The sequence below is a fragment of the Sulfitobacter sp. BSw21498 genome, from assembly GCF_006064855.1.
Taxonomy (GTDB): Bacteria; Pseudomonadota; Alphaproteobacteria; order Rhodobacterales; family Rhodobacteraceae; genus Sulfitobacter.
Map to the genome: position 1 here is coordinate 1,677,565 of NZ_CP040753.1, position 14,017 is coordinate 1,691,581.

Below are 14,017 nucleotides of genomic sequence, written 5' to 3' on the forward strand. Positions count from 1 at the left end.
TGTCCTGCCACAAACACACGGCGCAGCGCTTTTGACTGTGATGCCCGTGATCGCCCTTTGAAGAGATAGGAAACCTATGTGTCGCGTTCTCGCCTATATCGGGCCCGAAATTCCGCTTGAAAGCCTGCTAACCAAGCCGGAAAATAGTCTAATCAACCAGAGCCTTGATCCCGAACTGCACCCGAACCTGCAACTTGCGGGCTGGGGATTTGGGTTATGGAGCGCGCATCTGCTGAAACCCGAAGAGCCGCTGTTGTATCATCGCCCAATGGCGGCGTTTCATGATGACAACGCCCCCGGGATCATTCCCAGTCTTCAGGCCAGCACCATGCTCGCCCATGTCCGAGCCGCGGCCTATGATGCGCGCAACGTGTTGGCCGATGAAAACTGCCACCCGTTCTCGTTCAAGGGCACGCCGTGGATCATCGCACAGAACGGGGCCCTGCCCCATTGGCGGCTGCTGCAACGCGAATTGCTGACGCTGTGCAAGGACAACTATCTTCGCCAGATGAAGGGCACGACCGACACCGAATTCTTCTACGTGCTGCTGCTGTCCCTGATGGAGGGCGACAGCGATGACGATGTGCAAGTGGCGTTTGAAAAGCTGCTTGGCGCGGTGCTGGAGGCGATGCGCAAACTGGACTTGGTGGCCCTAACCAAGCTCAAGATCGCGCTGGTGTCTCCCGACCGGATCATCGGCGTGAACTATGGCGCAGGCCACAAGGGCGAAACGGCCCCCGAGGGCGACTGGAAAGAGCTGCGCAAGGCAGGCCCCGGCACCGACGACTATTCTTTGTCGATGCTACTGGAACCGATGTACCTACTGATGGGCCAGAATTATCAGGACTACGCCGACAGCTACAAGGTCGACAGCAGCGCCGAGGGGGAAGCGACCTCGGCCATTTTCGCGTCCGAACCGCTGACTGAAGACCGCGATGACTGGTTGCGTATCCGTTTTGGAGAGATGGTCGCCCTGCGCCGTACAGATGGCAAAATCTCCAAGACCGTGACCAAGCTGGACGTATAGCCCGCCCCCCTTTGCACGTTGGAAAGGACATACATGGCCGACCGTTATCCCGATTTCGCCACGCTTGCCGCCGCGCATGAGGCGGGGAAAGACTACCGTATCACAGTCAAGGATCGCAGCACGCCCGTTGTGATCCTTGCGCCGCATGGGGGCACGATCGAACCCGAGACGGCGCAGATCGCGCGGGCTGTGGCAGGGGATGATCTGTCGTTCTATCTGTTCGAGGCGCTGCACCTCGGTGCCCATGGCGATTTCCACATTACCTCGCACCGGTTTGATGAACCCGACGCACTGGCACTGGTGGCGCGGGCAGTCACGTCGGTCGCCGTGCACGGGCGCAAGAACGACGGCACCGACGCGGTCTGGCTCGGGGGCCGTGCCGAAGGCCTGCGCGATGCCATTGGCGAAGCCCTGCGCGCCGCGGGGTTTGCGGCTGAACTCAACACGGCGTTGCCCGGCGTGCATCCGACCAACATCTGCAATCGCACCCTCAGCGGCGCGGGCGTGCAGCTAGAACTGTCCCGATCCCTGCGCCACGCGTTGTCACAAGATACCGCGATTATGGACCGCTTTAGCGCCGCGCTTCGGGAAGCGATAACGAAGGCCGGTACCTCCGACAGAGCCTGACTGGAACCCTGTGCCGGTACTCTGATCGGGTCCGCCCGACGCATGGCAATCCAGCCCGCCTGATGCAGGCTTGACAGCAGCGGACGCATCTGGTCCGCCTGCGGCACTTTTAAGAGAGGCCTTTGCAGGGGCAATCAGCACAAAGGGTGCAGCATGGCGATATTATTGATCCATACCGGTGGCACAATTGGCATGGCCCAGACCCCCGACGGATTTGCACCGCGTGCGGGCGTGGTCGAAGACGCCGTGGCAGCCTTGGTTGCCAGTGGTCTCGTCTCAGACACGGTCGAGGTGCTGCGGCTTGATCCCTTGATCGATTCCGCCCAAGCCACGCCGCAGGACTGGCTGCGCATCGCCGAAACCATCCACCAGTACCGTGATCGCTTTGACGGGTTTGTTGTAACCCATGGCACGGATACGCTGGCCTATACCGCCGCTGCGCTGTGCCTAGCGCTGCCCGGACTGGCACGTCCCGTGATCGTGACCGGAGCCATGCGCCCGCTGACCGTCGCCGATACCGATGGCACCGCAAATCTGATCGATGCGCTGATCGCTGCCCGTACGGCGGCGGCTGGTGTCTGGGTCCAGTTCGGCGGCAAGCGGTTGCATGGCGCACGCGTGCGCAAGGCCCATTCGCAAGCGCTGGACGCCTTTACCGCCGCGCCCACAGACAGCGTGCCGCGCATTGCAGCCCCTGCCCCTGAACTTAGCCCGCTGCGCCCGCATGAGGTCGCAGTGCTGACTGTCACCCCCGGTTTCAGCGCCGCCTTGCTGGATCAGGCTGCGGGCATGTGCGACGGGATCGTCCTGCGTTGCTATGGTGCCGGCACGGTCCCCGACAGCCCTCCTTTGCGCGCTGCCCTGCGCAAGGCCCGAGACAGGGCCGTTCCGGTGGTCGCCGTCAGCCAATGTGCCGAAGGCGGCATGCAGATCGGCACCTATGCCGCGGGCAAGGCGCTGCGAGACAGCGGCGCGATCGACGGTGGCCAGATGACACCTGAAATGGCCTTTGTAAAAATCCAGTTCGCGCTGAGCCAGCACAGCGATTTCGACGCGCGACAACGCTATCTGGCGACAGATCAATGCGGAGAAATTGCGGATTAACCTCCGAAAAGCCGTCCCGTCTCGGCTTTGCCTAAAAATTAAGCTCATAAGTTTCAACGCACTAGACGCGGCATGACTGGCACATCCGTCCTGCTGCGTCATTCGGCTTTACGCTTTGGGCACGATCGCCTTAAAACGCGGCAAAACATAGGGACATAAATATGGAATTTCTTGAACTTCTCTTCGGCTGGATCGGAGACTTCACCTGGGGGTGGTCGCTGATCCCGATCCTCGTCATCTTCGGTATTTTCATCACCATCACGACCGGTTTCGTGCAGATCGAATACTTTGGCCGCATGTTCCGCGTCCTGTCGAACAAGAACAACGCGGACGATTCTAATCAGATTTCGGCACGCGAAGCGCTGCTGGTATCGGTCGGCGGACGTGTCGGCGGCGGGAACATCGCAGGGGTCGCGGTTGCGATCTCGCTTGGCGGTCCCGGTGCTGTCTTTTGGATGTGGGCCATCGCGCTGGTCGGCATGGCCACCAGCCTTGTCGAATGTTCGCTTGCCCAGCTGTTCAAACGCAAAGTCGGAGAGCACACCTACCGCGGCGGTCCGGCTGGCGCGATCATCCACGGGTTGGGCAAAGAATACCGCTGGCTGGCCGTGGTTTACGCGATCTGCCTGATTGCCGCCTTTGGCCTCGGCTTTAACGCGTTCCAGGGCAACACGGTCGCTGGGTCCATGCAAGACAGCTTTGGCATTGACCGCATCTGGACCGGCATCGCGCTGGCGATCGTCTCGGGCTTTATCATCTTTGGCGGCATCCACCGCATCGCCAAAGTGTCCGATGTTGTGGTGCCGATCATGGCCATCGGGTATCTGGGAATGGCGCTGATCGTGATCTTGCTGAACATCACCAGCCTGCCCGGCGTGATCTATGACATCGTCACCAACGCCTTCGGCCTGCAAGAAGCCGTCGGTGGTGGCATGGGGGCGGCCGTCGCCCAAGGTCTGCGTCGCGGTCTGTTCTCGAACGAGGCCGGCCTTGGTTCAGCGCCGAACGTGGCTGCCACAGCAGAGGTACGCCACCCGATCAGCCAAGGCATCACACAGTCGTTTTCGGTCTTTATCGACACAATCATCATCTGTTCGTGCACGGCCTTCGTGATCTTGCTGGGCGATGTCTATGTCCCCGGTGCCGAAGGCATCGACGGTGTGGCGCTGACACAGCAAAGCATGGTGTCGCATCTGGGCACATGGGTGCAGTACTTCCTGAGCGGCGCGATCTTGCTGTTCTCGTTCTCGTCGATCATCTACAACTACTATCTGGGTGAAAACGCGATGACTGTGCTGACCAAAAGCCCCTTGGGTATTCTGGGTCTGCGGATCGCGATCATCGCCATTGTCTTCCTTGGGGCGACAGCACCGGCGGCGACAGCGGTGTTCTTCTTCTCGGATCCGATGATGGGTATTCTGGCGCTGGTCAACTTGCTGGCGATCATGATGCTGTTTCCTGTGGCCATGCGCCTGCTGCGCGACTTCCGTCAGCAGCTTAAGGCCGGCATCGAACGTCCTGTGCTGAACCCCGATGACTATGCCGATCTGGACATCGACCGCGACGCGTGGAAGCTCCCCGCAGAGTGATCTGAACGCATCTTACCTGACTTCGAGACGGGCCGTAGCATCTGCTGCGGCCCGTTTCTTTTGCACCCCGACGCAGCGTTCCAGAACTCGGTGATGGTCAATACCGCCTGCCTCGCCCCATAGTTGCGCAAAGACATGCAACCAATCGGGGAGGAACGGCACATGGCTGAATTCGATATCATCATCTACGGCGCAACTGGATTTACGGGGCGGCTGGTCGCGGAATACATCCACGCGACCTATCCGGATCGTCCCTGGGCCATGGCCGGTCGCAGCGCATCCAAGCTTGCGTCGGTGCGCGACGAGATGGGTCTACCTGCCGATACGCCCCTGATCGAGGCAGATGCCTCTGACCCGGCGTCGCTGGACGCGATGGTCGCACGGGCGCGGGTTATCATCACCACGGTCGGCCCCTATCTGCTGTATGGCGAACCGCTGGTCGCGGCCTGTGTCAAAGCCGGCACCGATTACGTCGACCTGTCGGGCGAGCCGCCGTTCATGTGGGACATGATCGAGAAATACAACGATGCTGCCAAAGCCAGCGGTGCGCGGATCGTGCATTCATGTGGCTTCGACAGCATTCCCTTCGACATGGGCGTCTATTTTCTGCAACAAGAGGCGCAGAAACGCTTTGGCGCGCCGCTTCGGGAGGTCAAAGGTCGGGTGCGCGGCATGAAGGGGACCTTCTCTGGCGGGACAGCCGCGTCGGGCAAAGAAACCATGAAGCTCGCCATGGGCGACCCAGAGGTTATGAAACGTCTGGTGTCGTCCTTTGCGCTGACACCGGGGTTCGAGGGGCCCAAGCAACCCTATGGCAACAAGCCCTACGAAGACCCCGATTTTGGCATCTGGGTCGCACCCTTTGTCATGGCGTCGATCAACACCAAGAATGTGCACCGATCAAACATGTTGATGGGCCACCCCTACGGCACGGAATTCACCTACGAAGAGATGATGTTCACCGGCAAGGGCGAGAAGGGCGAAGCGATCGCCAGCAGCATCGCCAAATCCAACCCTATGGGCGACGGTGATATCAAACCGGGCGAAGGCCCCTCGAAAGAGGAACGCGACAACGGCAGCTATGACCTGATGTTCACCGGCGTTACCGACGGGGGCGAGCGGCTGACTGTCGGGGTCAAGGGCGACCGTGATCCGGGCTACGGGTCTACCTCCAAGATGTTGACCGAAGCAGCGATCTGCCTGATCGAAGAGGCCGCAGCCGCCCCCGGTGGCGTTCTGACAGCGGCACCCGTTTTTGGCAGCGCGATCATCGACCGGCTGACCGCCAATGCGGGGCTCAGCTTTGACGTAGAAAGCTGACGAATGCCTCCCTCGCGGTGACCATCACTGCGGGGGCTCCGCGTGCTGCCTCTTGAACCGGCGCAGCGGATCGGCAACCGTACACTGTGCGCCACTACCTACGCGCGAATCCTGCGGAGGATCCCCCATGAGAAAACTATTCACTCTACTCGGCATCGGCCTACTGGCAGCGCTGGCATATCTGGCGTTCTGGCCCGTGTCTGTCGCCCCCGTCGCGTGGGAGGCACCGCAAGATCAGGGCTATACTGCAGGCTACGCACCCAACGACCGGCTGACCGCGCTGGAGATCATTGACCTAGATGGGCGCAGCGGGCCGGAGGATGCGGATATCGGGCCGGACGGGCTGGTATATGTCGCCACCCACGATGGTGAAATCCTGCGGGTCGAAGCCGACGGGGCGATCAGCGTCTTTGCTCAAACCGACGGTCGCCCATTGGGGATAGAATTTGACGACAATGGCACGCTTTTTGTAGCCGACGCCTATCGCGGCCTGCTGGCGATTGACCGTAAGGGTGCTGTGACCCTGCTGGCCGAGACGACCAAAGACGGCAGCCCGATCCTTTACGCCGATGATGTAGATATCGCCGCTGATGGCAGCGTCTATTTCTCGGACGCCTCGACCCGCTTTGGGGCAGAGGGCAATGGCGGCACGCTGGCAGCATCCGTGCTGGATCTGGTGGAGCATTCTGCGAACGGGCGCATCCTGAAATACGACCCCGCAACGGGCGAAACCACAGTGTTCGCGGGTGGCCTGAACTTTGCCAACGGGGTCGTGGTGGATGATGCAGAGAGCGCGGTTTTCGTGATTGAAACAGGCAGCTACCGCATCTGGCGCTTCCCGCTAGACGGCAGCGCGGGATCGGTTGTTCTCGAGAACCTGCCGGGGTTCCCCGACAACATCAACAATGCGCCGGATGGCACGTTTTGGATCGGTCTGGTCAGCCCGCGCAATCCCGCGATGGACAAGCTGGCGGGCTACCCCGCCCTGCGCCGTGTGATTATGCGCCTGCCGGACAGCATGAAACCCGCACCGCTGCGCTATGGCTTTATCCTGCGTATGGATGCGTCGGGTAAGGTGCTGGAAACGCTTCAGGATCCGGCTGGCGACTATGCGTTGACGACTGGTGCCGTGACCCTGCCTGACGGGCGCATCGCGGTGACTTCCTTAACCGAACCGCGGCTGGGGATACTGGACGCCCCTGCACGCTGACACGCGCGGGCGCGGGACCGACACATAGGCCCGCGTCATGCACCAGGTTGCCGCTTGGGTCGGCTCGCCAGCATGACGCCTGCGCAGATGATGAGAACGGCCAGGATCGTGCCCATTGACAGCGCCTCGTGCAGCAGCGGCACGGCCAACACAGCAGCAATCGCGGGGGCGAGCGCACCAATGGCGGCACATTTCGCGACCCCCAGACGGGCGATGGCGATGGCGTAAGTCAGGCTCGAGATAAGGCCCACGCCGATGCCTTGAGCGAGGATATACGGCATCGCCTCAGCCAAACGCACCTGCGTCAGACTGCTTGGCAGCACCCCCGTTGCCAGCAACGGCAGCAGCACCAGCGTCGACGGCAGCGCCAGCACCAGCGCGCAACCGATCGGGTCCAGCCCGCTGCCACGCAGCCCCAGCGTATAGCAGCCCCAAAGCAGGCTTGCCGACAGCAGCAATGCCACGCCCGACAGGCTGCCCGCCGCCAGATTGCCTGACGCCCCGATCAGCGCTGCCACCCCGACAAGCACAATCCCCAGCGGCAGCAGCGCGTCAGGGCGTTGGCGGTAGAACACCCACGTCAGCACCGCGACCGACACCGGCGTCGTCCCCGCAATCAACGCGCCGACATGCGTCGCCGAGGTTTGCGCACCGCCTATGGCCGCCAACCCAAAGAACGGCAGCCCCGCACCGGCTGCGATCATCAGCCAGCGGTGCGGCGGAAGCCGTTTCAGCATCGCCATCCGCTTGGGCAGGAAGGGCAAAAATACCAGTGCCGGAATTGCCGAGCGGATCAACGCCACGTCGCCAAGGGTCAACTGCGCCCCGCTGGCCGCACGGGTCGACAGCGCGAACCCCGCCCAAACCAGCACGGTCACCGCAATCGCGAGGTAGCCGACCAGCGGTCGAAGGGGGATTTGCTGCGGGGAAAATCCGTTCGTGGCGGGTATCGAGGGGGAGCTGAGCATTATATTCCTGCGCATTGTATCTGCGCCGTTTTACGCTGTACCGCTCGGCAGATGGTTGCTAATGATTGCGCCAAAATAAGAATTTAAGGCATATCCTGCCCCTAAGAGGCCAAAATGGACAGCAAGGATCGCGAGATCGTAAAAGCGCTTCAGCGCAATGGGCGGCTGACCAATCAGGATCTGGCCGCACAGGTGAACCTGTCACCCTCCCCCTGTTTGCGCCGCACCCGCACACTTGAGGAGAAGGGCGTGATCAAGGGCTATACCGCCATTGTCGACGAACGCGCCTATGGGCTGCCGGTGACCGCACTGGTACGCATAAGGCTGAGCAGCCACACGGGCGAGGTGGTGAAACTGTTCGAAAAGAAGGTGCACGAGACCGACCAGATACTAGACTGCTATGTCATCACCGGCAGCGAGGATTATTTGCTACGGGTGCTGGTCGAGGACCTAAAAAGTTACGAGGAATTCGTGCGCCACAAGCTGCATAATATCCCCGGCATCGCGTCGATTGATTCCAGCTTTGCCTACGGCGTGCTAAAACAGTCGAACGTATTTCCTGCCGTGACCTAAGCCGCGCTACGGGTCGTCGAACCGGTCGTGGACGCCTTCTAGCAGCGTATCCAGCGACGATAGAAAATGCGCGGCCGCCTGGCGGTCGAGCTTGCCCAGAAACCGTGCCTGATGCGCGTCGACCAGCACCCGCGCCCGCGCCAGCAGGTCTTGCCCCGCGTCGGTCAGCGTGATCGCACGGGCGCGCCCGTCCCCATCCGTCAAGTTCTGCAGCAGCCAGCCCTTGGCGCGCATCTGCTTAAACGTCCGTGACGCGGTGGGGCGAGTGATCCCGATATTCTCGGCGATTTCAGAGGGTGCGGTGATGCCTTCCAACGCGATGCTGGCCAACACGCACCATTCCAACCGTGTCAGCCCAAGCTGCAACAGCTCTTTGTCCAGACTAGCGCGCATAATTGCCGCCAGCCGCGACACGCGAAAGCCCAGCCTGTCGTGCAGGCTGTAGGAAGCGGCGGAATTTTCGGGTTCGCTCGTAAGGTCGGGTTCGCTCATAACGCTTGAATACTTCATTTTTGCCGCGCCGCTACTGTTTGCTTGCAAAATAGTTGATCCATGACAACTATAACGCCTAAATCAAAGGTAGTGACCATGACCACAAGGCTGCGCTCGCGCAAAAACCGCCCCCCCCACATGGGCGCATATCAGACTGAAAAGCTGCAGCGCGCAGATGGTGCGGCAGGGCCTGTGCCAGCTTTCAAAGCTTTGGGGGTGATAGGGGACGACCGCCCTCTGGCGCAGGCCACGCGCGATCATCGCGCCATGCTGGATGCGATCCGCGAAGGTCTGGTGAACACCGCTTTGGCCGACATCCCCGCCGATCTGACAGAGCGCGCGCAGCACCTCAAGGCGTTTGCCTATTTCAACGACGCGACGATGGTGGGGATTTGCAAGCTCGCCCCCGATCACCATTTGGCACAGCCCCTCCGCAACGCGGATGTCGCGCGGTTGGCCCAGGATTTGCAGACGCGACAGGTCAAGACGCTGGCCTCGGGCGTGGATGCGATCATGGCGGACCTGCGCGATTCAGTCTCGGCACCAGAGACGGTCATCAACGCGCATACCCATGCGCTGGTGGTCCTGTTTGCGCACCCCCGCGCCGTTGAGCAGAATGAACCCGGTGCCGCGTGGATTGCGGGGATGGAGGATCACCGATCCTCTCTGCTGGCCGCTGAATCGGCGGCGGTGCTGTCAAATTACATCCGTTTACTGGGGCGTCCGGCGCGCGGGCATACCATGACGGCAAGTGATGTGGACCTGAGCCAGCTGGCGGTGGCGGCGGGGCTCGCCCTGCCCCAAGATGGCCAGTTGACCGCCCCTTTTGTCGGCACGCGGTTTTCGCTGGCCGCGATCACCATGGCAATGGACCTGGACTGCGACCGGCCCTTGGCCGCCACCGCCACCCTGCCCCGCACACCGCCCACCTATGCGACGCGGCGCTTTGCCGATGGCGCGCAGCCGTTCGAAAAGCTTAAACGCGTGGACAGCCCCACGACCTATATGGATGAGCCCCGCATCCCGCGCCTGCCCAAACGTACCGATATGTTCAGCCGTGCGCTGTTCGGGGATATGGGCAAGAAACTGCAAGACGGGGCCACCGGCGGGCGGTACATCCGCAAAACGCCGACATCCATGGCGCAACGGCGTGCCTTGGGGGCTTTCTGCCTGCTGCAGGATGGCAAGGCGGCCGAGACACAAACAGCCCCAGCCCCTCAGCAAGCCGCAGAGATGGTCAAAGCCGTCGCCTATTTTCTGGGGGCCGATGCCGTGGGCGTCAGCCGTTGCCCCGACTGGGCGTGGTACAGCCATGACGCCACCGGCACCGCGATTGCCCCGCCCCATGATCAGGCGATCAGCCTTGTCATCGATCAGGGATTTGACACGATGGAGGGGGCCTCGGGCGATGACTGGATCAGCGTGGCGCAATCCATGCGGGCCTATCTGCGATTTAGCCTTGTGGGCGGCGTGCTGGCGCGGTTGATCCGCGATCTGGGCTATCCGGCCAAGGCGCATACGGTGATGGACGGCGATGTGCTGCAACCGCCCTTGCTGTTGCTGTCGGGCCTGGGCGAGGTCAGCCGCATCGGCGAGGTGATCCTGAACCCCTACCTTGGCCCACGTCTGAAATCGGGAACGGTGACGACCACCCTGCCGATGATCCACGACAAGCCGATCGATTTCGGCCTGCAGAAATTCTGCGAAAGCTGCCAGAAATGCGCCCGCGAATGCCCCTCGGGGGCGATCACGGCGGGGCCGAAGCTGATGTTCAACGGTTATGAGATTTGGAAGTCGGACAGCCAGAAATGCGCCACCTACCGGATCACGACCGAAGGTGGTGCCATGTGCGGGCGCTGCATGAAAACCTGCCCGTGGAACCTTGAAGGGATATTGGCCGACAGCGTATGGCGCTGGACCGCGATGAAGGTGCCTGCCACGGCCCCCGCCCTTGCCAAGCTGGACGATCTACTTGGCCGCGGCGACATCAACCCCGTCAAGAAATGGTGGTGGGACCTGGAGGTGCAGGACGACGGCGGCTATCGACCCACCGACAAGCCGGTAAACACCCGTGGCCTGCAAAAAGACCTGAAGCTCAGCCCCAAGGACCAGACGCTTGCCGTCTACCCTGCACCCTTGGCCCCGCATCCTTATCCCTATCCCGACCCGATGGACCGCGAGGCCGGTATCCGCGCCTATGGCGAGATGATCCCCGCCGCGACGCACCGCGCGCGGGTCGCACGCGGCGAGACGAAAGGATTGGTGCCCGCGCTCAAACCGCTGGCCGACAGTCCGGTGCTGGCGCTGACCGTCACGCGCGCTGATGTGCTGAGCGACGGGATCACGCGGTACGAGCTGCGCGACCCAGACAGGGCGGATTTGCCCGCGTGGCAGGCAGGGGCGCATCTGGATGTGGTGATCGCGCCCGAGTACCTGCGCCAGTATTCCATGTGCGGCGATCCCTCAGACCGGTCGCGCTATGTCATTGCCGTTCAGCGCGAGGATCAGGGGCGCGGTGGTAGTGCGCTGATGCACCGTATCTTTAGCCAAGGCCGCAAGATTTTCGCGGCGCGTCCGATCAACCATTTCCCCCTGACCGAAGACGCAGCCTTCAGCGTGTTGATGGGGGGCGGCATCGGGATCACGCCGATGATCGCTATGGCACATCGTCTGCACCAGCTGGGCCGGCCCTTTGCACTGCACTATTCAGCCCACACTGCCGCTGATCTGGCCTTTGCCGATGAAATCACCGCCGCCCCTTGGGCCACGCGCGCGGTGCGGCACATCAGCGATCAGGGCAGTCGGGCAGACTTTGATGCGATCCTGTCAGATCACCCCAAGGGCAGCCACGCCTACGCCTGCGGCACGCCAGCCTATATGGAGGCCGCGATGGCCGCCGCAACCTATGCGGGTTTTGCCGAGGATCATTGCCATATCGAATATTTCGCCGTCCCCGAGGCCCCGCCGCGCGAGAACCACAGTTTCACGGTCCATCTGGCTAAGACCGGCAAGGATATCCACGTTCCCGCAGATCGCAGCCTGTCGGATATGCTGACAGAGGCAGGCGTGCCCGTGGACGTGAAATGCGCCGACGGTATTTGTGGCGTCTGCGCCTGCGGGCTGTTACAGGGCGACGCCGACCACCGCGATTATGTGCTGTCGCAGGCCCAACGCGAAACGACGCTGATCACCTGCCAGTCGCGCGCAACACAGGCGGATGGCCATCTTGTTCTAGACCTATAAAAACCTACCCGCCAAAGCGCCAGTAAAGACAGGGCGGGTATGCGAAAACTGCGCTTGCAATACCCCCTGCCTTTCTGTCTACGGGCGCCACCGCAACCGACCGCAGGCTGGACCGATCATGACAGAACCCAACGGCGCTTCGATCACGTTTGAAGACGTGGGCAAAGGCTATTCCAAATCCGGCGGTGCGACTGTCACGGCACTTGAAGGCGTGTCTTTGGCGATGGCGCCAGGGTCGATCACCGGCATCATCGGACGGTCCGGCGCTGGCAAATCAACGTTGCTGCGCATGGTCAACGGGATCGAGCAGCCCACGACGGGTGCGGTGCTGGTGGGTGGACAGAATGTCGTGGCCGCCAAAGGGGCCAAGCTGCGCGCGATCCGTCGCGATGTGGGGATGATCTTTCAGCACTTTAACCTGCTGGCCTCGCGCACCGTGGCGGGCAACATCGCCCTGCCGCTGGAAATCGCCGGTGTGCCATCATCCCAGATCAAACCACGTGTCGCCGACCTGATCGAACGGGTCGGGCTGACCTCGCACGCCACACGCTATCCGGCAGAGCTGTCTGGCGGGCAAAAGCAACGGGTGGGGATCGCGCGCGCGCTGGCCACAGGCCCCAAGGTGCTGCTGTCGGACGAGGCGACCTCGGCGCTGGACCCCGAAACGACACAAACCGTCCTGTCCTTGCTCAAAGACATCAACCGCGAACTGGGGCTGACCATTCTGCTGATCACCCACGAGATGGCCGTGGTCCGTGACATCGCCAGCCATGTCGCGGTGATCGACAGCGGGCGCATCGTCGAACATGGCGAGACCTATGATATTTTCACCGCGCCACAGCATCCGACCACACGGTCCTTCCTGTCGGGGGTGACCGGCGTCACCCTGCCCGCTTTCGTGAAGGACCGTCTGATGCCGAACCCACCCGCGCAGGGCGGCGAAGAGGTGATCCGCGTGACCTTTGCAGGCCAGCATGCCACCGACCCGATGCTGGCGCGGCTGACGCAGGACATGGGCATTCCGGTCAACATCCTGGCCGGTGCGGTCGAGGAAATCGGCACGCGCCCTTTCGGGAACCTGCTGGTGTCGCTGCCCGTGGCCAAGGCCGCAGAGGCGCGTTCATTTTTGGAAAGCCACGGGCTTATGACGGAGGTGCTTGGCTATGTCGGCTAACCTTATCAACCTACTGATAGAGGCCACGGGCCAGACCCTGTATATGGTGGCGGTTTCGGCGCTGCTGGGAACGCTGCTTGGCCTGCCCGTGGGGTTGTTTCTGGCGACCTCGCAACGCGGCGAGCTGCTGTCGGCACCGTGGGTCAACAAAATCCTCGGCCTCGTAGTCAATGCCACACGGTCGGTCCCGTTTATCATACTGGTGGTCGCGATCATCCCCTTCACGCGGATGGTCGCTGGCACGTCAATCGGCACGACAGCCGCTATCGTGCCGCTGACCATCGCCACCGTGCCCTTCATCGCGCGTCTGGTCGAAAACGCGATCCGCGAGATCGATTCCGGCCTCATCGAGGCGGCGCACGCCATGGGGGCGACCCCGCTACAGATCATTATCAAGGTGCTGCTGCCAGAGGCGCTGCCCGGTATCACACTGGGCCTGACCCTCGCCATCGTCAGCCTGATCGGCTATTCCGCGATGGTCGGTGCCGTGGGCGGCGAAGGCCTTGGCGATCTGGGTATTCGCTATGGCTATCAACGGTTTATGCCGGATGTTATGGCGGTCGTTGTGATCATTCTCATCGTGCTGGTGCAGCTTGTGCAATCCATCGGTGAACGCATTGCCGTTGCCGTCGACAAGCGCGCCACCAAAAGCGGCGGGCAATAGCGCCCCGTCGCCTCCTCCCCCTACTT

The 14,017-nt window shown here is 62.1% G+C and carries 12 protein-coding genes; 10 read left to right on the top strand and 2 right to left on the bottom strand.

Annotated features, from left to right (window positions below):
• The first annotated feature begins 76 nt into the window (after nucleotides 1-76).
• From E5180_RS08200 to E5180_RS08225, 6 genes are all read left to right on the top strand, one after another.
• Nucleotides 77-1,027, top strand: coding sequence for a class II glutamine amidotransferase (locus E5180_RS08200; protein WP_138923946.1), 951 nt, complete (start codon nucleotides 77-79; stop codon nucleotides 1,025-1,027).
• 33 nt (nucleotides 1,028-1,060) lie between these two features.
• On the top strand, nucleotides 1,061-1,654 hold the full coding sequence (locus E5180_RS08205; protein WP_138923947.1) for a poly-gamma-glutamate hydrolase family protein: 594 nt from the start codon (nucleotides 1,061-1,063) through the stop codon (nucleotides 1,652-1,654).
• A gap of 153 nt (nucleotides 1,655-1,807) precedes the next feature.
• Nucleotides 1,808-2,758, top strand: coding sequence for an asparaginase (locus tag E5180_RS08210; RefSeq protein ID WP_138923948.1), 951 nt, complete (start codon nucleotides 1,808-1,810; stop codon nucleotides 2,756-2,758).
• Nucleotides 2,759-2,919: 161 nt separating this feature from the next.
• Complete coding sequence (locus E5180_RS08215) at nucleotides 2,920-4,347, top strand: alanine/glycine:cation symporter family protein (RefSeq protein ID WP_138923949.1); 1,428 nt, start codon at nucleotides 2,920-2,922, stop codon at nucleotides 4,345-4,347.
• 162 nt (nucleotides 4,348-4,509) lie between these two features.
• Nucleotides 4,510-5,667, top strand: coding sequence for a saccharopine dehydrogenase family protein (locus E5180_RS08220; protein WP_138923950.1), 1,158 nt, complete (start codon nucleotides 4,510-4,512; stop codon nucleotides 5,665-5,667).
• Between the two features lie 127 nt (nucleotides 5,668-5,794).
• Entirely contained in the window at nucleotides 5,795-6,877 is a 1,083-nt protein-coding gene (locus E5180_RS08225; RefSeq protein WP_138923951.1) for an SMP-30/gluconolactonase/LRE family protein, read from the top strand.
• A 35-nt stretch (nucleotides 6,878-6,912) separates the two neighbouring features.
• On the opposite strand, the gene E5180_RS08230 is transcribed toward E5180_RS08225, so the two are convergent.
• A complete protein-coding gene (locus E5180_RS08230; RefSeq protein ID WP_254700435.1) occupies nucleotides 6,913-7,845 on the bottom strand; it encodes a DMT family transporter in 933 nt (310 codons plus the stop codon).
• A gap of 114 nt (nucleotides 7,846-7,959) precedes the next feature.
• Between E5180_RS08230 and E5180_RS08235 the strand changes: the two genes are divergently transcribed.
• Nucleotides 7,960-8,418, top strand: a complete 459-nt coding sequence (locus E5180_RS08235; RefSeq protein WP_138923952.1) for an Lrp/AsnC family transcriptional regulator — start codon at nucleotides 7,960-7,962, stop codon at nucleotides 8,416-8,418.
• A 6-nt stretch (nucleotides 8,419-8,424) separates the two neighbouring features.
• Here E5180_RS08235 and E5180_RS08240 read toward each other — a convergent pair whose 3' ends face one another.
• Complete coding sequence (locus E5180_RS08240; RefSeq protein WP_138923953.1) at nucleotides 8,425-8,910, bottom strand: MarR family winged helix-turn-helix transcriptional regulator; 486 nt, start codon at nucleotides 8,908-8,910, stop codon at nucleotides 8,425-8,427.
• 96 nt (nucleotides 8,911-9,006) lie between these two features.
• On the opposite strand from E5180_RS08240, the gene E5180_RS08245 reads away from it, so the two are divergent.
• The 3 genes from E5180_RS08245 (at nucleotide 9,007) to E5180_RS08255 (ending at nucleotide 13,991) form a co-directional block, all read left to right on the top strand.
• Nucleotides 9,007-12,153 (top strand): 4Fe-4S double cluster binding domain-containing protein, encoded by a 3,147-nt coding sequence (locus E5180_RS08245; protein WP_138923954.1) that lies wholly within the window; start codon nucleotides 9,007-9,009, stop codon nucleotides 12,151-12,153.
• Between the two features lie 118 nt (nucleotides 12,154-12,271).
• Complete coding sequence (locus tag E5180_RS08250) at nucleotides 12,272-13,327, top strand: methionine ABC transporter ATP-binding protein (RefSeq protein ID WP_138923955.1); 1,056 nt, start codon at nucleotides 12,272-12,274, stop codon at nucleotides 13,325-13,327.
• Nucleotides 13,317-13,991, top strand: coding sequence for a methionine ABC transporter permease (locus tag E5180_RS08255; RefSeq protein ID WP_138923956.1), 675 nt, complete (start codon nucleotides 13,317-13,319; stop codon nucleotides 13,989-13,991). The genes E5180_RS08250 and E5180_RS08255 overlap by 11 nt, the downstream gene beginning before the upstream one ends.
• Nucleotides 13,992-14,017: the final 26 nt, after the last annotated feature.